Consider the following 26,305-nt stretch of genomic DNA (forward strand, 5'->3'; position numbering starts at 1 on the left):
GCGGGCCCGCATGATAGCGGGCCCGTGCGGTGAGGTATGGAAAGGCGCGGGGGCAGGCCCTAGACGCTGGCCTGGCGCACCGCCTCGGGAATCGGCGCGCTCTTGCCGGTGGCCGTGTCGATCCACACCACCACCACGTGGCCATCGGAGTACAGCACCGTGTCATCGTTGTCGGCCACGATGCGGTGGCCGATGGTCACGCTGGAATTGCCCAGGCGCTCGACGAACAGCTCCACGACGATGTCGTTGGGCCACACGATCGGCCGACGGTAGTTGACGTCGGTATTGGCCACCACCGGCGAGATGCCGCGGCCCATCGTCTGGCCGCCGGTGACGCCGTGCAGCCAGCGCACGCGCGCCTCCTCCAGGTAGGAGATGTACTTGGCGTTGTTGACATGGCCATAGGCGTCCATGTCGCGCCAACGCACGGAGATCGGCACGCGCGCCAGCACCTTGCGCGCAATCGGGGTTTCGCTCGCTTCGCTCATCAGGAAGAGGCCTTCTTCTTGCTTGGGATCCTGGCGGACTTGGCCGCGGACTTGGCGGCCTTCTTGGCTGCCATGCGCGGCGGCAGCACCTCGTCCTTGGCCACCGCCGCCGGCTTGCTGGCCTTGGCCTTGGTGTCGGGCAGCAGGTGCGCCAGGAAGCGGCCGGTGTGCGAGGCCGGGTTGGCCGCCACTTCCTCCGGCGTGCCGGTGGCGATGATGGTGCCGCCGCGGTGGCCGCCCTCGGGGCCGAGGTCGACGACCTGGTCGGCGGTCTTGATCACGTCCAGGTTGTGCTCGATCACCACGATGGTGTTGCCGTCGTCGCGTAGCTTGTGCAGCACCGCCAGCAGATGCTCGATGTCGTGGAAGTGCAGGCCGGTGGTGGGCTCGTCCAGGATGTAGAGCGTGCGCCCGGTGTCGCGGCGCGAGAGTTCCTTGGACAGCTTCACGCGCTGGGCCTCGCCGCCGGACAGCGTGGTCGCGCTCTGGCCCAGCTTGACGTAGCTCAGGCCCACGTCCATCAGCGTCTCCAGCTTGCGCGCGATCGACGGCACCGGCTCGAACAGCTTCAGCGCGTCCTCGACCGTCATCTCCAGCACGTCGTTAATGTTGAAGCCCTTGTAGAGGATCTCCAGCGTCTCGCGGTTGTAGCGCTTGCCATGGCACACATCGCACGGCACGTACACGTCGGGCAGGAAGTGCATCTCGACCTTGATCAGGCCATCGCCCTGGCAGGCCTCGCAGCGGCCGCCGCGCACGTTGAAGCTGAAACGCCCCGGCGAGTAGCCGCGCGCACGCGCTTCGGGCACCTGCGCGAACAGCTCGCGCAGCGGCGTGAACAGCCCGGTATAGGTGGCCGGGTTGGAGCGCGGCGTGCGCCCGATCGGCGACTGGTCGATGTCCACCACCTTGTCGAACAGGTCCAGCCCGTTGACCTCGTCGTAGGGTGCGATCTGGTGCGAGGCGCCGTTGATCTCGTTGGCCGCCAGGCTGAACAGCGTGTCGTTGATCAGCGTCGACTTGCCCGAACCGGACACGCCGGTGATGCAGGTGAACAGCCCCGCGGCGATCTCCAGGTCCACGCCCTTGAGGTTGTTGCCGCGCGCGCCGGTGAGCTTGAGCGTCATCTTCGGGTTGGGCTTGTGCCGCGCCTTGGGGACCTCGATGCGGCGCTTGCCCGACAGGTATTGCCCGGTCAGCGAGCGCGGCGCCTTGAGTAGGTCCTCCAGCGTGCCTTCGCCGACGATCTCGCCGCCGTGCACGCCCGCGCCCGGACCGATGTCCAGGACGTGGTCGGCCGCGCGGATCGCGTCCTCGTCGTGCTCGACCACGATCACCGTATTGCCCAGGTCGCGCAGGCGCGTCAGCGTGCCGAGCAGGCGCTCGTTGTCGCGCTGGTGCAGGCCGATGGACGGCTCGTCCAGCACGTACATCACGCCGACCAGGCCGGCGCCGATCTGGCTGGCCAGGCGGATGCGCTGGGCCTCGCCGCCGGACAGCGTGTCGGCCTTGCGCTCCAGGGTCAGGTAGTCCAGGCCCACATCGATCAGGAAGCCCAGCCGCTCGGCGATCTCCTTGATGATCTTGACCGCGATCTCGCCGCGCCAGCCGGCGAGCTTGAGCTCGCGGAAGAACGCCAGCGCCTGGTCCACCGGCAGCACGGCGATCTCCGGTAGCGGGCGATCGGCCACGAACACGTTGCGCGCGGCGCGGTTCAGACGCGCGCCGCCGCACTCGGGGCAGGGCTGCTCGGAAATGAACTTGGCCAGCTCCTCGCGCACGGCCGGCGATTCGGTCTCGCGGTAGCGGCGCTCCAGGTTGGGCACGATGCCTTCGAACTTGTGCTTGCGCTGGGTGCGCCCGCCCGACTCGGTGAGGTAGGTGAAGGTCACCAGCTCATCGCCGCTGCCGTACAGCACCGCCTTCTGGACCTTCTCCGGCAGGATCATCCACGGCGCATCGACGTCGAACTTGTAGTGCTTGGCCAGCGAGGCGATCAGCTGGAAGTAGTAGGCGTTGCGCCGGTCCCAGCCGCGCACCGCGCCGGCGGCCAGCGACAGCTCCGGATGCACCACCACGCGCGCCGGGTCGAAGAACTGCGCCACGCCCAGGCCGTCGCACTTGGGGCAGGCGCCGACCGGGGAGTTGAACGAGAACAGGCGCGGTTCCAGCTCGGGCAGCGAGTAGTCGCACACCGGGCAGGAGTACTTGGACGAGAACAGCTGCGGCGGCGCGTCGGGCTGATCCAGCGACATCACCGCGGCCATGCCGTCGCCCAGCTTCAGCGCGGTCTCGAAGCTCTCCGAGAGGCGCTGCTTGATGTCCTCGCGCGGCTTGAAGCGGTCGATCACCGCCTCGATGGTGTGCTTGACGCGCAGCGCCAGCGGCGGCACCGCGTCGATCTCGTAGAGCTCGCCGTCCACGCGCACGCGCACGAAGCCCTGCGCGCGCAGTTGGTCGAACACCTGGGCGTGCTCGCCCTTGCGCTCGCGGATCACCGGGGCCAGCAGCATGTAGCGCTGCTCGCCATCCAGCGCCAGCACCTGGTCGACCATCTGGCTGACCGTCTGCGCCTCCAGCGGATAGCCGTGGTCCGGGCAGCGCGGGATGCCCACGCGTGCGTAGAGCAGGCGCAGGTAGTCGTAGATCTCGGTGATCGTGCCGACCGTCGAGCGCGGGTTGTGCGAGGTGGACTTCTGTTCGATCGAGATGGCCGGCGACAGCCCCTCGATGTGGTCCACGTCCGGCTTTTCCATCACGCTCAGGAACTGGCGCGCGTAGGCCGACAGCGACTCGACGTAGCGGCGCTGGCCTTCGGCGTAGATCGTGTCGAAGGCCAGCGAGGACTTGCCCGAGCCGGACAGGCCGGTGATCACGATCAGCTTGTCGCGCGGCAGATCGAGATCGATGTTCTTCAGGTTGTGCGTGCGAGCGCCGCGGATGCGGATACTGTCCATGCCTTGGGGGTCTGGCCTGTGCAGGAAGGGGAGGGCGCCGGCACGTGTCGATCCGTCGCGAATCGGTCAGCCTAGCGAGTCCCCTGTATGGGGGCAATTGACGGATTTCCGAAGGCCCCGTGGCGGCCGGACGACCCCCGGGGACCGCGGGCGGGTACGGCATGGGGTGACTTGCTCCAAGTCACTGATCCGGCTATCATTCCGCTTCTGTCCGCCCCTCGATGGGCGGCAGGCACGAGAATAACTACGAAAAGCCAACACAAAGAGGAAGCACCCATGTACGCAGTTCTGGTCACGGGCGGCAAGCAATATCGCGTCATGCAGGGCGAGACCCTGCGCGTGGAGAAGCTGGACGCCGAAGCCGGTAAGGCCATCACCTTCGACACCCTGCTGATGCTCGGCAGCGACGACGGCATCAAGCTGGGCGACGCGCTGAAGGGCGCCACGGTCACCGCGACGGTCAAGTCGCACGGCCGCGCCGACAAGGTGAAGATCATCAAGTTCCGCCGCCGCAAGCACCACATGAAGCACCAGGGTCACCGGCAGCACTACACCGAAATCGAGATCACCGGAATCAACGCTTCCGGCGACAACAAGTAAGGAGCGCAAGTCATGGCACATAAAAAGGGCGTAGGTTCTTCGCGCAACGGCCGCGACTCCAACCCGAAGATGCTGGGCGTGAAGGTCTATGGTGGCCAGGCGATCGAAGCCGGCAACATCATCGTCCGTCAGCGCGGCACGCAGTTCCACCCGGGTCCGGGCGTCGGCCTGGGCCGCGACCACACGCTGTTCGCGCTGGTCGACGGCAAGGTCGATTTCTCGGTCAAGGGCGCGGCCAAGCGTCGCACCGTGAGCGTGGTGACCGAGGGCTGAGCCTTCGCGTCGCTGCGTCGCGAAAGCCCCGCTTCGGCGGGGTTTTTCGTTTGTAGCCGGGATGTCGGGATTGGGGATTTGGGATTCGCGAAGGCGGATTCGGCGGGTTCTTCGATTCCTTGTCTCCGTTCTTTGCCGGGGTCGCTAAACTGCGGCGTCCGGTGGTTCTTTCCAATCCCGAATCGCGAATCCCGAATCCCATGAAGTTGGTAGACGAAGCGGAAATCCAGGTCATCGCCGGCAATGGCGGCAATGGCTGCGTCGGCTTCCGGCGCGAGAAGTTCATCCCGCTGGGTGGCCCGGACGGCGGCGACGGCGGCAACGGCGGCAGTGTGTGGCTGCAGGCCGATGAGAACCTCAACACGCTGGTCGACTTCCGCCACCAGAAGAACTTCCGCGCCCAGCGCGGCGAGAACGGCATGGGCCGGCAGATGTACGGCAAGGCCGGCGAGGACCTGACCATCACCGTGCCGGTCGGCACGATGGTGGTCAACGTCGGCACCGACGAGGTGATCGGCGACCTCACCACGCACGGCGATCGCCTGCTGGTGGCGCGCGGCGGCAAGGGCGGGCTGGGCAACATGCACTTCAAGTCCTCGATCACCCGCGCCCCGCGCCGGGCGACGCCGGGCGAGGAAGGCGAGGAGCGCCTGCTCAAGCTCGAACTCAAGCTGCTGGCCGACGTGGGCCTGCTCGGCTTCCCCAACGCCGGCAAGAGCACGCTGATCCGCGCGGTGTCGGCGGCCACGCCGAAGGTGGCCGACTATCCGTTCACCACCCTGTATCCCAATCTGGGCGTGGTCAGCGTCGAGCCGCACCGCAGCTTCGTCATCGCCGACGTGCCGGGCCTGATCGAGGGCGCGGCCGAGGGCGCCGGGCTGGGCACGCAGTTCCTGCGCCACCTGCAGCGCACCCGCCTGCTGCTGCACCTAGTGGACATGGCGCCGGTGGACGAGGCCTTCGCCGACACCGGCGTGACCGTCTCGCCGGCCGAGCAGGTGCGCGCCATCGAGCGCGAGCTGCGCAAGCACGACCCGGAGCTGCTGGAGAAGCCGCGCTGGCTGGTGCTCAACAAGGCCGACCTGATGTTCGAGGACGAGGCCGCCGAGCGCGCCCGGGCGGTCATCGAGGAACTGGGCTGGACCGGTCCGTGGTATGTGACCTCGGCGATCTCGCGCGAGGGCACCTGGCCGATCATGCAGGCGATCATGGCCTTCTTCGACCGCCAGCGCGAAGAGGCGCTCGAGGCTGCGCAGAACGCCGGCTAGGTCTCGCGGGAGGCATGGCCGTGACGCATCCAACGCAGGAATCGGGCGGTTTTCGCCTGTGTAGAGCGGAGCTCGCTCCGCTGCTCTTGCTTGCTTCGCACATGGGAGCAGCGCTTCTGGAACAGGCGGGCGACGGACAATCCTGGGCAGGATCCAGCGGAGCAAGCTCCGCTCTACGGGGGTGCCTGGCCGTTGTCTGCGGCAATCCGTGGGCAACAAAAAACCCGGCCGAAGCCGGGTCTCCTGTTGCCCTTGCCGTCAGTGGAGCGTCAAGCGGCCTTGAGGGCCTTGATGCGCGCGGTGAGGCGGCTCTTATGACGGGCGGCCTTGTTCTTGTGGATCAGGCCACGCGAGCTGAAACGGTCCAGCAGCGGCTGGGCGGTGGCGAAGGCGGCTTCGGCGCCGGCGGCGTCGTTGGCGTCGAGGGCCTTGATGACTTTCTTGACGGCGGTGCGCAGCATGGAGCGCTGAGCGACGTTGCGCGCATTGCGCACGACGGTCTGCTTGGCGCGCTTCTTGGCGGACTTGATATTGGCCACGTTGGGATCCTGAGAAGACTTGGGGTTGACGGCGGGCGGAAAAACGAACGGGAAATTATGGGCTGTTCAAGGACTTGCGTCAACCACATGGCCTGGGGTAGGGCGTGAGCACACCGAAAATGCTGAAAGGGCTGCTGTCGTTCAGCAGCATGACCATGATCTCGCGGGTGCTGGGGCTGGTGCGCGACCAGGCCATCGCCGCCAGCTTCGGCGCCAATGCGGTGACCGACGCGTTCTGGGTGGCGTTCCGCATCCCCAACTTCCTGCGCCGGCTGTTCGCCGAAGGCTCGTTCTCCACGGCCTTCGTGCCCGTGTTCACCGAGGTCAAGGAGACCCGGCCGCATGCCGACCTGCGCACGCTGATGGCCAGCGTGTCGGGCACGCTCGGCGGGGTGCTGTTGCTGGTGACCGCGCTGGGGCTGATCTTCACCCCGCAGGTGGCGATGGTGTTCAACCCCGGCTCGGCCGACGACCCTGCCAAGTTCGGCCTGATCGTGGACCTGCTGCGGCTGACCTTCCCGTTCCTGCTGTTCGTCTCGCTGACCGCGCTGGCGGGCGGGGCGCTGAACAGCTTCAACCGCTTCGCCATCCCGGCGCTGACGCCGGTGATCCTCAACCTGTGCATGATCGCCGGCGCGCTGTGGCTGGCGCCGCTGATGGGCATGTCGATCCTGGCGCTGGGCTGGGCGGTGCTGGCGGCCGGCGCGCTGCAGCTGCTGTTCCAGCTGCCGGCGCTGCGCGGGATCGATCTGCTGACCCTGCCGCGCTGGGGCTGGTCGCATCCGGACGTGCGCCGGGTGCTGCGGCTGATGGTGCCGACCCTGTTCGGCTCGTCGGTGGCGCAGATCAACCTGCTGCTGGATACGGTGATCGCCTCGTTCCTGTTCGCCGGCTCGCAGAGCTGGCTCTCCCAGGCCGACCGTTTCCTGGAGCTGCCGCTGGGCGTGTTCGGCGTGGCGCTGGGCACGGTGATCCTGCCGGCGCTCTCGCGCCACCACGTCAAGACCGACGCCGCCGGATTCTCCGCGGCGCTGGACTGGGGCCTGCGCACGACCCTGCTGATCGCCGTGCCGGCGGCGGTAGGCCTGATGCTGCTGAGCGTGCCGCTGGTGGCCACGCTGTTCCAGTACGGCAAGTTCACCGCTTTCGATACGCATATGGCGGCCATGTCGGTGTTCGGGCTGAGCTTCGGCCTGCCGGCCTTCGCCCTGCTCAAGATCGTGCTGCCGGCCTTCTACGCGCGCCAGGACACCACCACGCCGGTCCGCGCCGGCATCGTGGCGCTGGTGTCCAACATGGTGCTGAACCTGCTGTTCCTGGCGCTGCTGTACCAGCTGATGGTCAAGCCGGAGGTGCGCGCGCTGGGCGTGACCGAGGCGCTGGCGCGGACGCCCGGCCTGCATCTGGCCCTGGGCATCGCCAGCGCGGTGGCCAGCTACATCAACCTGGGCCTGCTGTGGATGTGGCTGCGCCGCGCCGGGGTGTATCAGCGCCGCGCGGGCTGGGGCGGCTTCGTTCTGCGGCTGCTGCTGGCGTGCGCGGCGATGGCCGCGGTGGTCGGCGCCGGGCTGCACTGGCTTCCCGATTTCACCGTGCTGCCCAAGCTGACGCGCGTCCTTAGCCTGCTGGGCCTGGTCGCGGCCGGCGGTCTCACCTACGCCGTGGTGCAGGTCGCGCTGGGCCTGCGACCGCGCGACCTGCGTGGGCACTGAGTCGGTGGGCCTTGCGCCTGCGCCTGACGGCTATACTTCACGGGTTTCCCCAGAGATTTCCTGGGTGGCCTCGTCTGGCCGCCCGATCGCCCAATCCCGATGAGCAGGCTGTTTCGTGACATCGAAGGCGGGGTACTGACCCCGGGTGGCAGTGTGGTGTGCATCGGCGCCTTCGATGGCCTGCACCTGGGCCACCGTGCGCTGCTGCGTCATGCCCAGGCGCGCGCCCGCGCGCTGGGGCTGCCGCTGGTGGCGGTGAGTTTCGAACCGCTGCCGCGCGAGTTCTTCCAGCCGCAGGACCCGCCGCCGCGCCTGAGCCTGCCGCGCGCCAAGGTCGAAGGCCTGCTGCAGGGCGGGGCCGACCGCATCGGCCTGCTGCGCTTCAACCAGCGCATGACCGCGATGTCGGCGCAGGATTTCGTGCACACGCTGCTGGTCGGGCGCCTGGCCGCGCGCGAGGTGTGGATCGGGCCGGAGTTCCGCTTCGGCCACAAGCGCGGCGGCGATGTGGCGCTGCTGCAGGCGATGGGCGCGGAGCTGGGCTTCGCCGCGGGCCAGATCGAGCCGGTGCACTGCGCCGATGGCGAGCGCGTGTCCTCCACCCGCATCCGCGCCGCGCTGCGCCAGGGCGACTTCATCCATGCGGAGCGCCTGCTCGGCCACCCGTACGCCATCGGCGGGCGGGTGGTGCGCGGCAAGCAGCTGGGCCGCACGCTGGGCTTCCCGACCGCCAACCTGCGCTTCCCCAAGACGCCGGCGCTGAGCGGCATCTACGCGACCTGGGTGCATGGGCTGACCGAGCGGCCGTGGCCGTCGGTGTCCAGCTTCGGCACCCGGCCCACCGTGGACGGCGTGGAGCCGCTGCTGGAGGCGCATCTGTTCGACTTCAGCGGCGACCTGTATGGGCGCCACCTGCGCGTGGAATTCGTCGCCAAGCTGCGCGACGAGGAAAAATTCGACGGCCTGGAGGCGCTGACCGAACAGATGCAGCGCGACGCCGCCAACGCCCGCCGACTGCTGTCCGCCGAACGCCTGCGGGCCACGGCCTGAACGACCATCTTCTTGAATCCAGGCCCGCGTGGCGCCGCGCAGGCCTCCCCCGCATAGCCGCAGAGAACCGCCACCTGTGAGTACCGACTACAAAGCCACCCTGCATCTGCCGGCCACGGAGTTCCCCATGCGCGGGGACCTGCCCAAGCGCGAGCCGGACACGCTCAAGCGCTGGTACGACCAGGATCTGTACGCGCAGCTGCGCGCCAACGCCAAGGGCCGGCCGCTGTTCGTGCTGCACGACGGCCCGCCGTACGCCAACGGCGCGATCCACCTGGGCCATGCGGTCAACAAGATCCTCAAGGACATCATCGTCAAGTCGCGCTATCTGGCCGGCTTCGACGCGCCCTATGTGCCGGGCTGGGACTGCCACGGCCTGCCGATCGAGATCGCGGTGGAGAAGAAGTGGGGCAAGGTGGGCACCAAGCTGGACGCGCGCGCGTTCCGGCAGAAGTGTCGCGAGTACGCCGAGGAGCAGATCGACCTGCAGCGCAAGGACTTCAAGCGCCTGGGCGTGATCGGCGACTGGGACCATCCGTACAAGACGCTGAACTTCCGCTTCGAGGCCGACGAGATCCGCGCGCTGGCCAAGATCGTCGCCAACGGCCATCTGGTGCGCGGCGCCAAACCGGTGCACTGGTGCTTCGACTGCGGCTCGGCCCTGGCCGAGGCCGAGATCGAGTACCAGGACAAGGTCTCCCCGGCGGTCGACGTGGGCTATGCCGCGCGCGATCCGCAGGCCCTGGCCGCGGCGTTCGGCGCGCAGGCGCCGGCCGGGACCGAGGTGGCCGTGCCGATCTGGACCACCACGCCGTGGACGCTGCCGGCCTCGCTGGCGGTGAGCCTGGGTCCGGAGCTGGACTACGTGCTGGTCGAAGGCCCGGCCCGCGACGGCGCCCCGCGCTGGCTGGTCGTGGCCGAGGCGCTGGCCGCGCGCGCTCTGGCGCGCTACGGCGTGTCCGAGGTGGTGGTGCACGGCCATGCCAAGGGCGCGGCGCTGGAAGGCCTGCTGCTGGGCCACCCGTTCTACGCGCAGCGCGACATCCCGCTGATCCTGGGCGATCACGTTTCCGCCGAGGACGGCACCGGCGCGGTCCACACCGCGCCCGGCCACGGCCAGGAGGACTACGCGGTCTGCCTGAAGTACGGTCTGGTCGATCGCTACACCGCCGCGCAGATCACCCCGGTCGACGGACGCGGCGTGTACCTGCCGTCCACGCCGCCGTTCGGTGAGCTGGCGCTGGCCGGCCAGCACATCTGGAAGGCTAACGACGCCATCGTCGAAGGCCTGCGCGACAACGGTGCGCTGCTGGCCTTCCATCCGCTGACCCACAGCTATCCGCACTGCTGGCGGCACAAGACACCGGTGGTGTTCCGCGCCACGCCGCAGTGGTTCATCTCGATGGACCAGGCCAACCTGCGCAGCGATGCGCTCAAGGCCATCGATGCGGTGAAGTGGTATCCCGAATGGGGCCGCGCGCGCATCGCCGGCATGGTCGAGGGCCGCCCGGACTGGACGATCTCGCGCCAGCGTACCTGGGGCGTGCCGATCGCCTTGTTCATGCACCGCGAGACCGGCTTGCCGCATCCGGACAGCGTCGCGCTGATGGAGCAGGTGGCGCTGAAGGTGGAGCAGGCCGGCGTGGACGCCTGGTACGACCTGGATCCGGCCGAGCTGCTCGGCGATGCGGCCGCCGACTACGAGAAGGTCAACGACATCCTCGATGTCTGGTTCGACTCGGGCGTGAGCCACGAGGGCGTGCTGCTGGAGCGCGGCTTCGGCAAGCCGGCCGACCTGTACCTGGAAGGCAGCGACCAGCATCGCGGCTGGTTCCAGTCCTCGCTGCTCACCGGCGTGGCCATCGACAAGGCCGCGCCGTACCGGCACTGCCTGACCCACGGCTTCACCGTGGACGAGCACGGCCGCAAGATGTCCAAGTCGCTGGGCAACGGCATCGAGCCGCAGGACATCATGAAGACCCTGGGCGCGGACATCCTGCGCCTGTGGATCGCCAGCGCCGACTACAGCAACGAGATGTCGCTGTCGCAGGAGATCCTCAAGCGCAACGCGGACGCCTACCGCCGCATCCGCAACACCGCGCGCTTCCTGCTGGGCAATCTGCATGGCTTCGATCCGGCCGTGCACCTGCGTGAGCTGGACGACATGGTCGCGCTGGATCGCTGGATCGTGCATCGCGCCTGGCAGCTGCAGGAGAAGATCGAGGCCGCCTATGCGCGCTACGACCTGCCGGCCATCGTGCAGGCGCTGCTGAACTTCTGCAGCGTCGACCTGGGCTCGCTGTACCTGGACGTGACCAAGGATCGCCTGTACACGATGCAGGAGGATTCGCGCGGCCGCCGCAGCGCGCAGAGCGCGATGTACCGCATCGCCGAAGCCTTCGTGCGCTGGATCGCACCGATCCTGAGCTTCACCGCCGACGAGATGTGGGGCTACCTGCCCGGCAACCGCCTGGACAACGTGCTGTTCACCACCTGGTACGACGGCCTGGCGCCGCTGCCGCCGGAGGCCAAGCTGGGCGAGGCCGACTTCGACGCGCTGCTGGCCCTGCGCGAGCAGGTGGCCAAGGTGCTCGAACCGATGCGCGCCAGCGGCGCCATCGGCGCGGCGCTGGACGCGGAGATCGCCATCGCCGCCGACGCGGCCACCGCCGCGCGCTGGCAGCCGCTGGCCGATGAGCTGCGCTTCCTGTTCATCAGCGGCGATGTCACTGTGCGCGAAGCCAGCGCCGAGGCGCTCTTCGTCAGCGCCCAGCCGACCGACAAGCCCAAGTGCGTGCGCTGTTGGCAGCGTCGCGCCGACGTCGGCGCCTACGCCGCGCATCCTGAGCTGTGCGGGCGCTGCGTGGACAATGTCGATGGCGCGGGGGAGGACCGGCAATGGTTCTGAACCAAGCGCAGCACCCGGGCGCCTCGACGCGGCAGCCTTCGGCACTGATCTGGCTGCTGCTGTCGGCCGTGGTCATCGGCCTGGACCAGTGGTCCAAGGCCTGGGTGCTGACCAGCCTGCCGGAGTTCCAGGCGGTCAAGGTGATCGACGGCTTCTGGAACTGGTACCGCACCTACAACACCGGCGCGGCCTTCAGCTTCCTCAGCAACGCCGGCGGCTGGCAGATCTGGTTCTTCACGGCGCTGGCGCTGGGCGTGTGCGGCCTGCTGGGCTGGTGGCTGTCGCGCACGCCGCGCGGCGACTGGCGCGTGGCCCTGCCGTACGCGCTGGTCATCGGCGGTGCGCTAGGCAACGTGATCGACCGGCTGATGCACGGCCATGTGGTCGATTTCATCCAGTGGTACGTGGGCGACCACTACTGGCCCTCGTTCAACATCGCCGACTCGGCCATCGTCTGCGGCGCGGTGGGCATTGCGCTGTTCGGGCTGAGCAAGAAGGGCGGGGCCGAGGCGCGGGCCACGGAGAAGCCGTAGGGCCCACGGGACCGCTGTTACGCGTTCCTTTCCCCTCACTCCTCTACACTGCCTGCCATGGACGTCCTGCTCGCCAATCCCCGCGGTTTCTGTGCCGGTGTCGACCGCGCCATCGAGATCGTCAAGCGCGCCATCGAGACCCTGGGCGCGCCGATCTACGTACGCCATGAGGTCGTGCACAACCGCTTCGTGGTCGACGACCTCAAGCGCCGCGGTGCGATCTTCGTCGAAGAGCTCGACGAGGTGCCGGACAACAACACGGTCATCTTCAGCGCCCACGGCGTGTCCCAGGCCGTGCGCGCCGAGGCCGGCCGACGCGGGCTGAAGGTCTTCGATGCGACCTGCCCACTGGTGACCAAGGTCCACCTGGAAGTGGCGCGCCACTGCCGCGCCGGACGCGACGTGGTGCTGATCGGCCACGCCGGCCACCCGGAGGTCGAGGGCACGATGGGCCAGTGGGATCGCGAGCGCGGTACCGGGCGCATCTACCTGGTGGAGGACATCGACGATGTCGCCACGCTGCAGATCGAGCAGCCGGACAACTTCGCCTATACCACCCAGACCACGCTGTCGGTGGACGACACGGTCGGCATCATCGAGGCGCTGCGCGCCCGTTTCCCGGCGATGCAGGGGCCGAAGAACGACGATATCTGCTACGCCACGCAGAACCGCCAGGACGCCGTGCGCGACCTGGCGCGCGAATGCGACCTGGTGCTGGTGGTCGGCTCGCCCAACAGCTCCAACTCCAACCGCCTGCGCGAGCTGGCCCAGCGCGACGGCGTGGAGGCGTATCTGATCGACGGCGCGCAGGAGATCGATCCGCGCTGGATCGCCGGCAAGCGCAGGGTCGGCGTGACCGCCGGCGCCTCGGCGCCGGACGTGCTGATCGACGGTGTGATCGCGCGCCTGCGCGAGCTGGGCGCCAACGACGTCAGCGAGCTGGCCGGCGAGCCGGAGAGCATGGTCTTCGCCCTGCCCAAGGAACTGCGCCTGCAGCTGGTGGACTGACCGGCGCGGTCAGTCGCCCATCGCGTCCAGCACCGCGCGTGCCGGCACGAAGAACACTGCCCCCGTCTGGGCGATGGAGAAGTCCAGGATGCGGTCGTGCAGCGGCGCAGGGTCGCCGATGAACACGCGTTCGAGCATCTTCTCGATCACCCACAGATGGCGCGTGTAGCCGATGAAGTAGGTGCCGTACTCGCCGCGCGCCGGCGAGGCGAAGGGCATGTTGTCGCGCAGGATGTCGTGCTCGCCCTGCGCATCGCTGATCGTGCACAGCGTCTTGTGCGATTTCTGCGCCGGCGCCGGGGCGTCCGGCAGCTCGGTGTTGTCGAACTTCCTGCGCCCGATGATCGCCTCCTGCGCCTCCACCTGCTGCGCGCGCCAGGCGTCCAGGTCGTGCAGGTACTTCTGGATCACCACATAGCTGCCGCCGACGTGGTCCGGATCCTCCTGGCCCACCAGCGTGGCCTGCGGCAGCGCCAGACCGTCCGGGTTGGCCGTGCCGTCGACGAACTCGAGCAGGTCGCGCCCGTCGAAGTAGCGGAAGCCGCTGACTTCATCGACCGGCTCGACCGCATCGCCGAAGGCCTGCAGCAGCAGCTTCTCGAACTCCACGATCAGGTCCAGCGTGGGCGCGCGCAGGTGGTAGAGCAGATCGCCTGGCGTGGAGACGGCGGTGTGGGCCGCGCCGCGGATCTTCCTGAAAGGATGCAGCTCGCGCGGCTTGGACAGCCCGGTCAGCGTCTCCCAGACCCGCGACCCGATGCCGACATTGCAGGTGAAGCCACGGCTGAGGTCGCGGCTGGTGATGGTCTTGATCAGATCGCCGGTGGCGCCGAGCGTGGCGCGCACGGCCGCGTGCGCCTGCGGCGTGTCCTTGACGTTGAGCACCAGGAACGTCGCGGCGATGGACAGCGGCGCGTCGATGGCCTGCGGCTCGGCGCCGGCGGGCGTGGCGCCGGACGAGGCGGCGGTGGTGCGGGCGGGCATGGCGGCTCCTTGCGGCGGCGAGAGCGGGGCAGGGCGCCGAGGGCGCCGAGGGCGCGTCCATGGCGATGATGCCGCGTCCCGCACGCGGCGTCGCGCACCGGCAGCGCCGCTGGACATGATCGCACCTGCCGGCTCAATTGACCGGAAGCGGCACGGTCCCTAGAATTCGCCCTCCCCGCCGGAATAGCTCAGTTGGTAGAGCGGCGCATTCGTAATGCGTAGGTCGCAGGTTCGACTCCTGTTTCCGGCACCAAGGTCATTCTGAAGGCTCCGTCGCAGCGTTGGCGGGGCCTTTCTTTTGCGTGTTCATGCGCGCCGTGTCGACAGCGCGACGCGCCGGCAGGCGTAGCATCGGAGCATGCCGCGAGCGGCGGGCGCGGCGCCGACATCCGCGTTGGGATATGGATCACACGAGCACGGTCGGCGAGATCGCGGCCGACTGACGCAATCGCGTCGGCCGAGGGATTCCTTGATGTTGCTTGGCAGCATAAGATAGTGCGGTTCTAGCGCAGGCTCTGCCAGCGTCCGGGCGCCTGTGCGGCAGCCCACGCGCGGCCTGTGTTGCGGGCGGTCGGCCAGCCGACCGTCCGTCTAGGTAGCCGATTTCTTCTCGCAACTGGATAGACCATGTCCCTGCTGAAGCTTCCTGGACGACTGCGTCCATGGGTCTTGCTGGCAAGTGTGCTGTTTCTCGGCGGGTGCCAGTCCGCCATCCTGAACCCCAAGGGGCAGATCGGCATCGACGAGCGCAACCTGCTCGTCACCTGCACGGTGCTGATGCTGCTGGTGGTGGTGCCGGTGATCGTGATGGCGCTGGTGTTCGCCTATCGCTACCGGGCCTCCAAGCAGAACCGCTACGAGCCCGAGTGGCACCACTCCACGCCGATCGAGATCGTGGTCTGGGCCATCCCGTGCGTGATCATCACCGTGCTGGGCGTGCTGGTCTGGCGCTCCTCGCACGCGCTGGATCCGTACCGTCCGCTGGACTCTGACGTGCCGCCGGTGACCATCCAGGCGGTGTCGCTGGACTGGAAGTGGCTGTTCATCTATCCGGACCAGAACGTGGCGGCGGTCAATGAGATGGCCTTCCCGGAGAAGACGCCGCTCAACTTCCGCATCACCTCCGACTCGGTGATGAACGCCTTCTTCATCCCGGAGCTGGGGACGATGATCTATTCGATGGCGGGCATGGAGACCAAGCTGCACCTGATCGCCAACGAGCAGGGCGACCTGCGCGGCATGTCCTCGCACTACAGCGGCCAGGGCTTCTCGGGCATGCAGTTCAAGGCGATCTCCACCGATCAGGCGGGCTTCGAGGCCTGGATCGCCAAGGCCAGGGCCTCGGGCAAGACGCTCGACGACGCGTCCTACGCCGAGCTGGCCAAGCCCAGCGAGAACGTGGCGCCGATCTACTACGCCTCGGTCAAGCCTGAGCTGTTCAACGGCATCATCGCCAAGTACATGATGGGCTCGCACGGCAAGGGCGGGCACAAGATGCTCGGCATGGACAACCCGGCCGAGCCGGGCACCGAGGCCGCGCAGCAGGCCGACGCCCACGCGGGCGATCACGCACCGCCCGGCGCGCCCGCCGGCGATGCGCACGACGGTCACGACATGCAGTCCATGGACGCCATGCCCGGCATGGAGCACATGCACCACGACGACGCCAAGGCGCCGGCGGGTGAGACGCGCAATCCGCAGGAGACGCACTAATGTTGTTCGGTAAACTGACGCTCGAGGCGATCCCGTACCACGAGCCGATCCTGATCGCGACCTTCGCCGGTACCGCGCTGGGCGGCCTGGTCGTGCTGGCGCTGATGACCTACTACAAGAAGTGGGGCTGGTTGTGGCGCGAGTGGCTGACCTCGGTCGACCACAAGAAGATCGGCGTGATGTACATCTTCGTGGCGCTGGTCATGCTGCTGCGCGGCTTCGCCGACGCGATCATGATGCGCACCCAGCTAGCGCTGGCCCATGACGGCGGCGCCGGCATCCTGCCGCCGCATCACTACGATCAGATCTTCACCGCGCACGGCGTGATCATGATCTTCTTCATGGCCATGCCGTTCATCACCGGCCTGATGAACCTGGTGGTGCCGCTGCAGATCGGCGCGCGCGACGTGGCGTTCCCGTTCCTGAACTCGCTGAGCTTCTGGCTGTTCGTGGCCGGCGTGGTGCTGATCATGCTGTCGCTGTTCGTGGGCGAGTTCGCCCAGACCGGCTGGCTGGCGTTCCCGCCGCTGTCGGGGCTGCAATACAGTCCCGGGGTCGGGGTCGACTACTACATCTGGGCCCTGCAGATCTCGGGCCTGGGCACGACGCTGACCGGCATCAACTTCCTGGTGACCATCCTCAAGATGCGCGCGCCGGGCATGAAGCTGATGCACATGCCGATCTTCACCTGGACCGCGCTGATCACCAACATCCTGATGATCGCCGCGTTCCCGTTCCTCACCGTCTCGCTGGCCCTGCTCACCGCCGACCGCTACCTGGGCACGCACTTCTTCACCAACGACGGTGGCGGCAACGCCATGATGTACATCAACCTGATCTGGATCTGGGGTCACCCGGAGGTCTACATCCTGATCCTGCCGTGCTTCGGCGTGTTCTCCGAGGTGGTGTCCACGTTCTCGCGCAAGCCGCTGTTCGGCTACACCTCGATGGTGTGGGCCACCAGCTGCATCGGCCTGCTGTCCTTTATCGTGTGGCTGCACCACTTCTTCACGATGGGCTCGGGCGCCAACGTCAACGCGTTCTTCGGCATCACCACGATGATCATCGCGGTGCCTACGGGCGTGAAGATCTTCAACTGGCTGTTCACCATGTTCCGCGGTCGTCTGCAGATGACCTCGATGATGTACTGGACGGTGGGCTTCATGGTCACCTTCACCATCGGCGGCATGACCGGCGTGATGATGGCGATCCCGGCGGTGTCCTTCGTGCTGCACAACTCGCTGTTCCTGATCGCCCACTTCCACAACGTGATCATCGGCGGCGTGGTGTTCGGCTGCCTGTGCGGCCTGACCTATTGGTTCCCCAAGGCGTTCGGCTTCAAGCTCATCGACAAGCTGGGCAAGGCCTCGTTCTGGTGCTGGATCGTCGGCTTCTTCGTCGCCTTCATGCCGCTGTACGTGCTGGGCTTCCTGGGCATGACCCGTCGCCTGAACAGCTACAACAACCCGGAGTGGACCCCGTGGCTGATGGTGGCGGCCGGCGGTGCGGTGATCATCGGCTGCGGCATCTTCCTGAACATCGTCCAGATCGCCTGGAGCATCATCAAGCGCAAGGAAAACCCCGACCTGACCGGCGACCCGTGGGATGGCCGCACGCTGGAGTGGGCCACGTCCTCGCCGGCGCCGTTCTACAACTTCGCCCACCTGCCCAAGGTCAATGGCCTGGACCAGCACTGGCGTGACAAGGAGGCCGGTACCGCCTACCAGCGTCCGACCCACTTCGAGGACATCCACATGCCGCGCAACACCGCCATCGGCGTGTGGATGGGTGCCTTCAGTGTGCTGCTGGGCTTCGGCATGATCTGGCACATCTGGTGGATGGCCATCATCGGCCTGGTCGGCATGATCGGCAGCTTCCTGGTGCGCGCCTTCGACGACGACATCGACTACTACGTGCCGGCCGCCGAGGTGGCGCGCATCGAGAACGCGCGCTACGACCAGCTTGACCGCCTGCGTGCCGCCAAGACGGGGGCCCTCTGACATGTCCGCGAGCAACACCATGAGTCACGCGCACCACGACGCGCAAGCCCACGACCACGACCACGGGCACCACGATGCCGGCGCCAATTCGGTGTTCGGCTTCTGGATCTACCTGATGAGCGACTGCCTGATCTTCGCAGGCCTGTTCGCCACCTACGCGGTCCTGTCCGGCGCCACGGTCGATGGCCCCACGGCCAAGGAGCTGTTCGACCTGAAGTTCGTGCTGGTCGAGACCTTCCTGCTGCTGTTCTCCAGCCTGACCTTCGGCCTGGCGATGATCGGCGCGCACAAGGGCAGCAAAGGACAGCTGCTGGGCTGGCTGTTCATCACCTTCCTGTTTGGTGCCGGCTTCCTCGGGATGGAGCTCTACGAGTTCCACCACCTGATCGAGGAGGGCGCGGGCCCGGGGCGCAGCGCGTTCCTGTCGGCGTTCTTCACCCTGGTGGCCACCCACGGTCTGCACGTGACCGCCGGCATCCTGTGGATGGCGGTGCTGGTGATCCAGGTCCTGACCAAGGGCCTGACGCCGCGCGTGATGACCCGTCTGTCCTGCCTGAGCCTGTTCTGGCACTTCCTGGACATCATCTGGATCGGTGTGTTCACCGTCGTCTATCTGCTGGGAGCCCTGTGATGAGCGGTCCTGTCCATTCTTCCCATGACCACGCCCACGAGGCGGCCGGCCACGGCAGCGTGAAGTCGTATCTGATCGGCTTCGTCTGGGCGGTGATCCTGACGGTGATTCCGTTCGGCCTGGCGATGAGCGGCTTCTTCCCGGCCGGCGTCACCGCCGCCATCGCCGCCCTGTGCGCGGCAGTGCAGATCGTGGTCCACCTGGTGTACTTCCTGCACATGGACCTGACCCCGGCCCAGCGCAGCAACGCCATGGTGTTCATCTCCACGGTGGTGGTGATCGGCATCGTGATCGTCGGTTCGCTGTGGGTGCTGCACAACATGAACGCGAACATGATGCACTGAGGCCTCCGGGCTTCCGCTGCGTCACGAACAGGCCGCCCCTTGGGCGGCCTTTTTCGTAGGCGGAAGGCTGGCGACCGTGACCAATGGCAGGAACGTCAGGTGGGCGACAGGGGATAGCATCGAGGGTTGCCGCCCTGGCCTCATCCTCGTCCCCGGAGACTCCATGAAGATCGCTTTCTCGCCCGTCGCCCTGGCCGTCCTGTGCGCCCTGGCGGGTACCGCGCAGGCCCAGCAGTCCAGCACGCCCGCGCCGCAGGACATCCCGTACCCCGGCACCGTGCGGGTGGACGTGGATGCCACCGATCTGGGCCGGCGCATCTTCAAGGTGCGCGAGACCCTGCCGGTGAAGGCGGGCGAGCTGACCCTGCTGTATCCGGAATGGATCCCCGGCAACCACAGCCCGACCGGCCAGGTGGCCAAGGTCGCGGGGCTGAAGTTCACCGCCAACGGCCAGAAGCTGCCCTGGACGCGCGACCAGTACGACGTGTTCGCCTACAAGGTGAACATCCCGGAAGGCGTGAGCGAGCTGCAGGTGGAGTTCGACTACCTCTCGCCGCTGAACCGCGATCAGGGCCGCGTGGTGATGACTCCGGCCATGCTCAACCTGCAGTGGAATCTCACCGTGCTGTACCCGGCCGGCTACTACAGCCGCCAGATCCCGGTGCAGGCCAGCGTCAAGCTGCCGGCCGGCTGGTCCTACGCTACCGCCGCCGAGACCGCCAGCAAGGCCGGCGACACGGTGCAGTTCAAGACCCTGCCGTGGAACGTGCTGCAGGATTCGCCGCTGTTCGCCGGCAAGTACTACAAGCAGTTCGACCTGAGCCAGGGGGGGACCCCGGTCAAGCTCAACGTGTTCGCCGACGCGCCCAAGTCGCTGGAGGCCAAGCCCGAGCAGATCGCCAAGCACAAGGCGCTGGTCGAGCAGGCCTACAAGCTCTATGGCGCGCACCACTACGATCACTACGACTTCCTGCTGGCGCTGACCACCCAGATGAGCGGTATCGGCCTGGAGCACCATCGCTCCAGCGAGAACAGCGGCAGCCCGGACTACTTCACCAAGTGGGACGAGACCTGGGGCGGCCGCGATCTGCTGCCGCACGAGTTCAACCACTCCTGGAACGGCAAGTTCCGCCGCGGCGTGGACCTGACCACGCCCAACTTCAACGTGCCCATGGGCGACAGCCTGCTGTGGGTGTACGAGGGGCAGACCCAGTTCTACGGCTATGTGCTGGCGGCGCGCTCGGGCCTGTGGTCCAAGGAGCAGACGATGGATGCCCTGGCCAGCGTCGCGGCGACCTATGCCCGCGGCCGGCCGGGACTGGACTGGCGTCCGCTGCAGGACACCACCAACGATCCGACCATCAACATGCGCCGCCCGCTGGCCTATCGCAGCTACCAGCTCAGCGAGGACTACTACTCCGGCGGCCAGATGGTGTGGCTGGAGGCCGACGCCAAGCTGCGCGAGCTGAGCCGCGGCAAGAAGTCGATCGACGATTTCGCCAAGGCCTTCTTCGGCATGGACAACGGCAGCTACCAGGTCAAGACCTACGACTTCGACGAAGTGGTGTCCACGCTCAATGGTGTGGCGGCCTACGACTGGGCCACGTTCCTGCGCGACCGCCTGGATGGCCGCAAGCCGCTGACCGGGGGCATCGAGGCCAGCGGCTGGAAGCTGGTGTTCAGCGACAAGCCCAGCGCCGCGATCAAGGCCGCCGAGGGCCGCAGCAAGTCGACCAACCTGACCTATTCGCTGGGCCTGTCGGTGGGCAGCGACGGTGGCGTGGGCGACGTGCTGTGGGACAGCCCGGCCTTCCAGGCCGGCATCGCCCCGGGCATGACCATCGTGGCGGTCAACGGCCAGGCCTATTCCGGCGATGCGATCAAGGACGCGGTGACCGCGGCCAAGACGGGCAAGGCGCCGATCGAGCTGCTGGTGAAGAACTTCGACCGTTACGACACCTACAAGCTCGACTACCACGGTGGGCTGCAGTACCCGTCGCTGGAACGCGTGGCCGGCACCACGGACACCTTGAGCAAGCTGCTCGAGGCGCGTTGAGTCAGAGGTTGGCATCCGCCCGGGGTGGTGCGGGTGCCAGGCTGAAGGAAAAGGCCGCGAAAGCGGCCTTTTCCTTTCGGGCGTCTGGCAACTGTGCAACCGCGATGGCAGCAGCAACAGCAAGCCGAGCCAAAGCATCACTCCCAGTTCGTCATTCCCGCGAAAGCGGGAATCCAGGGACTTTGCTTCTTCCGCGCTTGCTCCGCCCTTGTTTCAAGACATCGTCCGAAGACAAAAGAGCGCAGCCTCACTCCACCTCAAACGCCTTCGCCAACGGCAGCTCCACCGGCACCCCATCGGCATTGCATGTCCCAGCCTTGCACAGGCGCGCGCGCAGCGCGGGCGTGGCCTGCACGATCAGGTGGTAGAGCGTGTTCTGCTCGATCGTGCCATGCACCGCCTCGCTGCCCGGTCCGATGGCCCAGACGCCGACATCGTCGCCGCCGTGGCTCTCGGACTTCATCGGGATCATGCCTTCCTGCAGATAGTCCGGATCCTCGGTGTTGACCTCGTCGAGCACCGGGCGGCCCTGCGCGGCCTTGAACTCCGAGGGCTCGTGCGGGAAGCGCTTGGGGCCGGCCGGCTGAGCGTTGCTCGCGCCGGGATAGCCCGGGCCGTTGGCGTAATTGAGCGTGGTGTAGGTCTGGCCGTTGGCATCGCGTGCGTACTGGGTGCGGTCGCCATCCTCGCCCGAGACGCCGCGCACCTTGCCCAGGATCGGGTTGCCGCGCACCGGGTAGCCGACGAAGTTCAGCGAATGCGAGTGGTCGGCGGTGACGATGATCAGCGTGTCCGGCGGCGCGGTTTTGACCGCCGCGCGCACCGCGTCGGACAGGGCGATGGTCTCGTCCAGGGCGCGGAAGGCGTTGCCGGAGTGATTAGCGTGATCGATGCGGCCGCCCTCGACCATCAGCGCGAAGCCCTGCGGCTGGCGCGACAGGGACTGGATGGCCGCGGTCGTCATCTGCGCCAGGCTGGGCTCGCCCTGCGCGCTGCGGTTGCGGTCGTGGTCGAACTGCATGTGGTCCGGCTCGAACAGGCCGAGCAGGGCCGGCGCGTCCTTGGCCGCTTCGAACTGGCCCGCGTTCCAGACGTAGGCGCCGCCCGGATGGGCCTGCTTCCACTCCTCGACCAGATCGCGGCCGTCCAGGCGCAGGCCGACCTTGTCGTCGTATTCGGGGTCGCGCTCGGTGGCGTTCTGGAACTGGCTGCGGCCGCCGCCCAGCACGACCTGTGGGCCGCGGCCGAAGCGCGCATCGGTCAGCAGCTGCTGGGCGATGTCGGTGCAGCCGGCCTGGCGCGCGGCCTCGGGCAGGTCGGCGTCGTTCTCCCAGTTGCGCTCGGGGCTGTGCGCGTAGGTCGCTGCGGGGGTGGCGTGGGTGATGCGCGTGGTGGTGACGATGCCCGTGGCCAGCCCGGCGCCGTCGGCCAGCTGCAGCCAGGTCAGCAGGCCCTTGTTCAAGCTGTCGGCGCAGTCGCCGCGGGTGCCGGCGCTGACGCCGATGGCGCCCATGTGCGACTTCACGCCGGTCATGATCGCGGTCATGGTGCCGGCCGAGTCGGGCGTCTGGGAATCGGTGTTGTAGGTCTTGCTCAGCGCCGTGGCCGGGAAGGTCTCCCAGCTCAGCGCATTCTCCTCACCCGGGGCGCCGCGGCGCTGGCCTTCCAGGATGCGGGCGGCCGCCACGGTGGTCAGGCTCATGCCGTCGCCGAGGAACAGGATCACGTTGCGCGCCTTGCCCGCCATGGCGCCGTTGCCGGCCGCGCGCGCGGCGCCGCTGCGATACCACCACTGCGGCGTCTCGCCCTGCGGGTGGGCCACCTGCGGCACCTCCGGCACTGCGGCGGCGATGGTGGGCCTGGCACCGGCGGTGCTGGCGCAGCCGGCCAGCAGGGTGAGGCCGAGGGAGGCGGTCAGGGCGAGAACGGGAGGGCAGGGCAGGCGCATGCTCGAGAGACGGGAAGAGGACCGACCGCCAAGTCTGCCTCGCCAAGACAACAGCAGGATGACGATCCGGACCGACGCGCCGGCGTGGCGCTGGCCCGGCATGTCCCGCTGCTGGTCCGCCGGGTTCCACGCCGGGCATCGCCAGGCGCGGCCACCGCGCGGTAAGGTGCGCGATGGGACACCGACGACGGGGCGTGATTTCGTGAAACTCGTGCAGGCATGGCTGAAGATCCCGTTCTGGCAGCGGGTGGTGGCCGGTTTCGTGCTCGGCGCCCTGGCCGGCTGGGCGCTCGGCCCGCGCGCGGAGACCTGGTTCGGTCCGCTGGGCGATCTGTACGTCACCCTGATCAAGATGATCGCGATCCCGCTGGTGTTCTTCGCGGTGATCAACGCGATCTCGGCGCTGAGCGGGCAGAAGTCCATCGCCGCGCTGGGCGCCCGCACCTTCGGCTGGTTCGTCATCACCGCCTGCCTGGCGGTGGGCGTGGGCCTGCTGGTGGGCACGGTCATGCAGCCCGGCAGCGGTGCGCTGAGCATCGCCATCGACTCGGCGTGGAAGCCGCGCGACGTGCCCAGCCCGGTCAAGGTGCTGCTGGACGTGGTGCCGTCCAACCCGTTCTTCGCCCTGACCGGCATCGGCACCCGGACCAACGCCGCCGGCGAGACCGTGCTGGCGGCGGGCCGCGGCTCGATCCTGCCGGTGATCTTCTTCGCCGCGCTGCTGGGCTTCGCCATGGTCAAGCTGGGGGACCGCGTGGCCGAGGCGCGCAAGGTCACCGCGCAGATGAGCGAGATCATGATCCAGGTGACGCGCTTCGTGCTGGAGGTCACCCCGATCGGCACCTTCGGCCTGATCGCCGCGCTGGTGGGCGCCTATGGCTTCGAGAAGCTGCTGCCGCTGGGCAACTTCGTGCTGGCCCTGTACATCGCCTGCATCCTGCACATCGTGGTGGTCTACGGCGGCCTGCTGCTGATCCATGGGCTCAACCCGCTGAAGTTCTTCCGCGGCGCCGCGCCGGGCATGCAGGTGGCCTTCGTCAGCTCGTCCAGCTTCGCCGCCATGCCGGTGTCGATGCGCTCGATCACCCACAACCTGGGCGTCAACAAGGACTATGCGGCCTTCGCCGTGCCGCTGGGCGCGAGCATCAAGATGGACGGCTGCGGGGCCATCTATCCGGCGCTGTGCGCACTCTTCATCTCGCAGTACACCGGCGTGCCGCTGACCGGCAACCAGTATTTCATCGTGCTGATCGCCTCGGTGCTGGGCAGCTTCGGCACCGCCGGCGTGCCCGGCACGGCCGTGGTGATGGCCACGGTGGTGCTGACCGCCGCCGGCCTGCCGCTGGAGACCATCGGCTACCTGTATGCCATCGACCGCATCCTGGACATGATGCGCACCCTGACCAACGTGACCGGGCAGATGCTGGTGCCGACCCTGGTCGCGCGCGAGACCGGCCTGCTGGACAAGCAGATCTACGATGCGGCGCCGACCAATGTCGGCGTGGAGTCCGCGCCGCAGCGCTGATCCGTCCGGTGCTGGGCCAAGGCGAAGGGCGCGCTGCCGGTCAGCGCACCCTTGCTGTTTGCGCGGCGCGTGATGCTTCTAGCTGCTTCCGTGATGCGTCCATGGTGGCCGCACAAGTTGGAGCGTGAAGATGGGGGGGGCCACGACGCCGAGCCATGCGGGCGGGGCGGCCGATCGAGCGGTACATCTCGTCGATGAGGGGCCAGACGCATCGCGCCAGTCGCCAACCTGGCCAAGGCGACTGCGCATTTCCCCGCGCCGCGCTCAGACCTCGTGGCGCGGCGTGGCCAGGCGTGTGGCGCACAGCGCCATCGGGATCGGCAGCAGCAGCGCGACCACCGTGACCCAGGCCGGGAAGGGAACCAAGGCCGCCAGCGCGATCACCGCCGCCATCACCAGCGCGCCGACCGCGATCGCCGGGGCGCTGCGGTTGGCGCTGGAGACCTTGGCCGCGACCCCGCCGCCGAGCAGCCCGGCCAGCGCACAGCCGGCGATCAGGCAGGCCAGCGCCTCGCGCGAGGCGGACACGGCGTAATCGGCCAGGTTGGAGACGGTGTAGAAGTCCGCGCCGGAGGGCAGGCGGTACAGATGCTGGTAGGCATAGGTGCCGCCAGCGACGACAGCCGCGGCGACGAGGATGCCCAGCAGCAACCCCAGGAAGCTACGCATGTGGTGTTCATTCCATTGAGCGGGAAGCCGACAGGATGGCGCGAAACTCGCCTCGCCCGCAACCGACTATGCTCGCCCGACCGGCGTTGGCGCCGGCCTCTCGACCAGCCCGGCGCGGCGCGCGCCCAGCACGATCTTCAGGAGACCCCATGCGTGGCGAGCAACGTGAACTGACCTTCCGCTTCCTGGCCGAGCCCAAGGACGTCAACTACGGCGGCAAGGTCCACGGCGGGGTGGTCATGCGCTGGATCGACCAGGTCGGCTATGCGGCGGCCGTGGGCTGGAGCGGGCATTACAGCGTCACCGTCGCGGTGGGCGGCATCCGCTTCGTCGCCCCGATCCGCATCGGCGACCTGGTGACCGTCACCGCCAAGCTGGTCCACACCGGCACCAGCAGCATGCACTTCGCCGTGGACGTGCGTGCGCGCGACCTGGAACCCGGCGAGCGCGACGCGGTCAGCCGCCTGTGCACGCACTGCGTGATCGTGTTCGTGGCCATGGACCAGGCCGAAGGCAAGCCGACCGCCGTGCCGCCGTGGACGCCGACCAGCGAGGCGGACCAGCGCCTGGCCGACTACGCGATCAAGGTGATGGAACTGAGCAAGGACATCGAGCAGACCGTGGCCGCGTTCCACGCGTAGCTTTTTTCGGCCCGGCAGGGTGGAGATGGCGACTCGTCCTTGGCCGGCATGCGGCGAGGTGAGCCCGCTGATGACAAGCGTGCGGCCGACGAACGGACTTCGGCCACCAGCCTAGATCCGGCTGGGTGTAGCGCCTCGGCTCGGTGATTCCGGGAAGGCCGACGCTTGAAAGGAAGAGGCCTGACTGCGCTTCGTACTTCGGTAGCGGCCGCCCTTGTGGCCTATCTAGCCAACGGAGGCGATGGGCTCTGCCAGGGGATACTTGAGCAGCGGTGAAGCTTCAATGGGAAAGTCCCATCGCCGCCATGGCGGCTCCCATCTGTAGAGCGGAGCTTGTGGCAACCCCCTTTTAGGGACTCCGCTGGGGCCTTCCCCACGAACCGAACTAAGCGCAGCGGAGTCCCCAAAAGGGGGTTGCAACAACCTCCGCACTACCGGCAGGCCGCTGCGCGCTTTGG

Annotated in this window: 21 protein-coding genes and 1 tRNA gene; 16 read left to right on the forward strand and 6 right to left on the reverse strand. The window is 67.9% G+C overall.

The genetic code is table 11. The features are described 5' to 3' along the window. Positions 1-59: 59 nt before the first annotated feature. Together EAT51_RS19375 and uvrA are read right to left on the reverse strand one after the other, a co-directional pair. The gene (locus EAT51_RS19375; RefSeq protein WP_130534784.1) at positions 60-488 is read right to left on the reverse strand and encodes an acyl-CoA thioesterase; all 429 of its coding nucleotides are present in this window, start codon (positions 486-488) and stop codon (positions 60-62) included. Further along, positions 488-3,445: an excinuclease ABC subunit UvrA gene (gene uvrA, locus EAT51_RS19380; RefSeq protein WP_130561912.1), complete on the reverse strand. Its 2,958-nt coding sequence runs from the start codon at positions 3,443-3,445 to the stop codon at positions 488-490. The genes EAT51_RS19375 and uvrA overlap by 1 nt, the downstream gene beginning before the upstream one ends. Before the next feature lie 276 nt (positions 3,446-3,721). On the opposite strand from uvrA, the gene rplU reads away from it, so the two are divergent. The 3 genes from rplU (at position 3,722) to obgE (ending at position 5,586) form a co-directional block, all read left to right on the forward strand. Beyond that, positions 3,722-4,045, forward strand: coding sequence for a 50S ribosomal protein L21 (rplU, locus tag EAT51_RS19385; RefSeq protein ID WP_130519127.1), 324 nt, complete (start codon positions 3,722-3,724; stop codon positions 4,043-4,045). Between the two features lie 12 nt (positions 4,046-4,057). Continuing rightward, positions 4,058-4,318: a 50S ribosomal protein L27 gene (gene rpmA, locus EAT51_RS19390; protein WP_130519125.1), complete on the forward strand. Its 261-nt coding sequence runs from the start codon at positions 4,058-4,060 to the stop codon at positions 4,316-4,318. A gap of 200 nt (positions 4,319-4,518) precedes the next feature. Further along, the gene (obgE, locus tag EAT51_RS19395) at positions 4,519-5,586 is read left to right on the forward strand and encodes a GTPase ObgE (RefSeq protein WP_130519123.1); all 1,068 of its coding nucleotides are present in this window, start codon (positions 4,519-4,521) and stop codon (positions 5,584-5,586) included. Positions 5,587-5,855: 269 nt separating this feature from the next. Here obgE and rpsT read toward each other — a convergent pair whose 3' ends face one another. Beyond that, positions 5,856-6,125: a 30S ribosomal protein S20 gene (rpsT, locus tag EAT51_RS19400; protein WP_130519121.1), complete on the reverse strand. Its 270-nt coding sequence runs from the start codon at positions 6,123-6,125 to the stop codon at positions 5,856-5,858. Between the two features lie 119 nt (positions 6,126-6,244). Here rpsT and murJ point away from each other — a divergent pair, with 119 nt between their 5' ends. From murJ to ispH, 5 genes are all read left to right on the forward strand, one after another. Further along, the gene (gene murJ / locus EAT51_RS19405; RefSeq protein WP_130561921.1) at positions 6,245-7,837 is read left to right on the forward strand and encodes a murein biosynthesis integral membrane protein MurJ; all 1,593 of its coding nucleotides are present in this window, start codon (positions 6,245-6,247) and stop codon (positions 7,835-7,837) included. A 99-nt stretch (positions 7,838-7,936) separates the two neighbouring features. Next, positions 7,937-8,887, forward strand: a complete 951-nt coding sequence (locus tag EAT51_RS19410) for a bifunctional riboflavin kinase/FAD synthetase (protein ID WP_130561913.1) — start codon at positions 7,937-7,939, stop codon at positions 8,885-8,887. Positions 8,888-8,963: 76 nt separating this feature from the next. Then, positions 8,964-11,795 (forward strand): isoleucine--tRNA ligase, encoded by a 2,832-nt coding sequence (gene ileS / locus EAT51_RS19415; RefSeq protein ID WP_130561914.1) that lies wholly within the window; start codon positions 8,964-8,966, stop codon positions 11,793-11,795. Then, positions 11,786-12,328, forward strand: coding sequence for a signal peptidase II (lspA, locus tag EAT51_RS19420; protein WP_130561915.1), 543 nt, complete (start codon positions 11,786-11,788; stop codon positions 12,326-12,328). Before ileS ends, lspA begins: the two co-directional genes overlap by 10 nt. A gap of 57 nt (positions 12,329-12,385) precedes the next feature. Then, the gene (gene ispH / locus EAT51_RS19425) at positions 12,386-13,336 is read left to right on the forward strand and encodes a 4-hydroxy-3-methylbut-2-enyl diphosphate reductase (RefSeq protein WP_130519113.1); all 951 of its coding nucleotides are present in this window, start codon (positions 12,386-12,388) and stop codon (positions 13,334-13,336) included. Positions 13,337-13,345: 9 nt separating this feature from the next. On the opposite strand, the gene EAT51_RS19430 is transcribed toward ispH, so the two are convergent. After that, the gene (locus tag EAT51_RS19430; protein WP_130561916.1) at positions 13,346-14,320 is read right to left on the reverse strand and encodes a Dyp-type peroxidase; all 975 of its coding nucleotides are present in this window, start codon (positions 14,318-14,320) and stop codon (positions 13,346-13,348) included. Positions 14,321-14,497: 177 nt separating this feature from the next. Here EAT51_RS19430 and EAT51_RS19435 point away from each other — a divergent pair. The 6 genes from EAT51_RS19435 to EAT51_RS19460 all read left to right on the forward strand — a co-directional run bounded on the left by EAT51_RS19435 (position 14,498) and on the right by EAT51_RS19460 (position 21,064). Next, positions 14,498-14,573 (forward strand) — tRNA-Thr (locus tag EAT51_RS19435). Positions 14,574-14,947: 374 nt separating this feature from the next. Continuing rightward, complete coding sequence (gene cyoA / locus EAT51_RS19440) at positions 14,948-16,033, forward strand: ubiquinol oxidase subunit II (protein ID WP_130519066.1); 1,086 nt, start codon at positions 14,948-14,950, stop codon at positions 16,031-16,033. A 2-nt stretch (positions 16,034-16,035) separates the two neighbouring features. After that, on the forward strand, positions 16,036-18,033 hold the full coding sequence (gene cyoB, locus EAT51_RS19445) for a cytochrome o ubiquinol oxidase subunit I (RefSeq protein WP_130519321.1): 1,998 nt from the start codon (positions 16,036-16,038) through the stop codon (positions 18,031-18,033). Between the two features lies 1 nt (position 18,034). After that, a complete protein-coding gene (gene cyoC / locus EAT51_RS19450) occupies positions 18,035-18,664 on the forward strand; it encodes a cytochrome o ubiquinol oxidase subunit III (RefSeq protein ID WP_130561917.1) in 630 nt (209 codons plus the stop codon). Then, complete coding sequence (cyoD, locus tag EAT51_RS19455; protein WP_130519062.1) at positions 18,664-19,008, forward strand: cytochrome o ubiquinol oxidase subunit IV; 345 nt, start codon at positions 18,664-18,666, stop codon at positions 19,006-19,008. The genes cyoC and cyoD overlap by 1 nt, the downstream gene beginning before the upstream one ends. 163 nt (positions 19,009-19,171) lie before the next feature. Further along, positions 19,172-21,064, forward strand: coding sequence for a M61 family metallopeptidase (locus tag EAT51_RS19460; protein WP_130561918.1), 1,893 nt, complete (start codon positions 19,172-19,174; stop codon positions 21,062-21,064). 247 nt (positions 21,065-21,311) lie between these two features. Here EAT51_RS19460 and EAT51_RS19465 read toward each other — a convergent pair whose 3' ends face one another. Then, complete coding sequence (locus EAT51_RS19465) at positions 21,312-23,012, reverse strand: alkaline phosphatase (RefSeq protein WP_130561919.1); 1,701 nt, start codon at positions 23,010-23,012, stop codon at positions 21,312-21,314. Between the two features lie 202 nt (positions 23,013-23,214). On the opposite strand from EAT51_RS19465, the gene EAT51_RS19470 reads away from it, so the two are divergent. Next, the gene (locus EAT51_RS19470) at positions 23,215-24,537 is read left to right on the forward strand and encodes a dicarboxylate/amino acid:cation symporter (protein WP_130519056.1); all 1,323 of its coding nucleotides are present in this window, start codon (positions 23,215-23,217) and stop codon (positions 24,535-24,537) included. Positions 24,538-24,801: 264 nt separating this feature from the next. Here the strand turns inward: EAT51_RS19470 and EAT51_RS19475 are convergent, their stop codons facing one another. Continuing rightward, entirely contained in the window at positions 24,802-25,206 is a 405-nt protein-coding gene (locus EAT51_RS19475) for a hypothetical protein (protein ID WP_130561920.1), read from the reverse strand. 149 nt (positions 25,207-25,355) lie between these two features. On the opposite strand from EAT51_RS19475, the gene EAT51_RS19480 reads away from it, so the two are divergent. Continuing rightward, a complete protein-coding gene (locus EAT51_RS19480; protein ID WP_130519052.1) occupies positions 25,356-25,847 on the forward strand; it encodes an acyl-CoA thioesterase in 492 nt (163 codons plus the stop codon). Positions 25,848-26,305 lie beyond the last annotated feature (458 nt).

Origin of the sequence: Pseudoxanthomonas winnipegensis, from assembly GCF_004283755.1 — a bacterium.
Lineage (GTDB): Bacteria > Pseudomonadota > Gammaproteobacteria > Xanthomonadales > Xanthomonadaceae > Pseudoxanthomonas_A > Pseudoxanthomonas_A winnipegensis.

Coding starts and splice junctions, on each gene's coding strand:
- obgE (WP_130519123.1), top strand. CDS start 4,519: ATGAAGTTGGTAGACGAAGCGGAAATCCAGGTCATCGCCGGCAATGGC.
- uvrA (WP_130561912.1), bottom strand. CDS start 3,445: ATGGACAGTATCCGCATCCGCGGCGCTCGCACGCACAACCTGAAGAAC.
- EAT51_RS19475 (WP_130561920.1), bottom strand. CDS start 25,206: ATGCGTAGCTTCCTGGGGTTGCTGCTGGGCATCCTCGTCGCCGCGGCT.
- EAT51_RS19375 (WP_130534784.1), bottom strand. CDS start 488: ATGAGCGAAGCGAGCGAAACCCCGATTGCGCGCAAGGTGCTGGCGCGC.
- cyoC (WP_130561917.1), top strand. CDS start 18,035: ATGTCCGCGAGCAACACCATGAGTCACGCGCACCACGACGCGCAAGCC.
- murJ (WP_130561921.1), top strand. CDS start 6,245: ATGCTGAAAGGGCTGCTGTCGTTCAGCAGCATGACCATGATCTCGCGG.
- EAT51_RS19480 (WP_130519052.1), top strand. CDS start 25,356: ATGCGTGGCGAGCAACGTGAACTGACCTTCCGCTTCCTGGCCGAGCCC.
- rplU (WP_130519127.1), top strand. CDS start 3,722: ATGTACGCAGTTCTGGTCACGGGCGGCAAGCAATATCGCGTCATGCAG.
- lspA (WP_130561915.1), top strand. CDS start 11,786: ATGGTTCTGAACCAAGCGCAGCACCCGGGCGCCTCGACGCGGCAGCCT.
- EAT51_RS19410 (WP_130561913.1), top strand. CDS start 7,937: ATGAGCAGGCTGTTTCGTGACATCGAAGGCGGGGTACTGACCCCGGGT.
- EAT51_RS19460 (WP_130561918.1), top strand. CDS start 19,172: ATGAAGATCGCTTTCTCGCCCGTCGCCCTGGCCGTCCTGTGCGCCCTG.
- cyoD (WP_130519062.1), top strand. CDS start 18,664: ATGAGCGGTCCTGTCCATTCTTCCCATGACCACGCCCACGAGGCGGCC.
- cyoA (WP_130519066.1), top strand. CDS start 14,948: ATGTCCCTGCTGAAGCTTCCTGGACGACTGCGTCCATGGGTCTTGCTG.
- rpmA (WP_130519125.1), top strand. CDS start 4,058: ATGGCACATAAAAAGGGCGTAGGTTCTTCGCGCAACGGCCGCGACTCC.
- EAT51_RS19465 (WP_130561919.1), bottom strand. CDS start 23,012: ATGCGCCTGCCCTGCCCTCCCGTTCTCGCCCTGACCGCCTCCCTCGGC.
- ispH (WP_130519113.1), top strand. CDS start 12,386: ATGGACGTCCTGCTCGCCAATCCCCGCGGTTTCTGTGCCGGTGTCGAC.
- EAT51_RS19430 (WP_130561916.1), bottom strand. CDS start 14,320: ATGCCCGCCCGCACCACCGCCGCCTCGTCCGGCGCCACGCCCGCCGGC.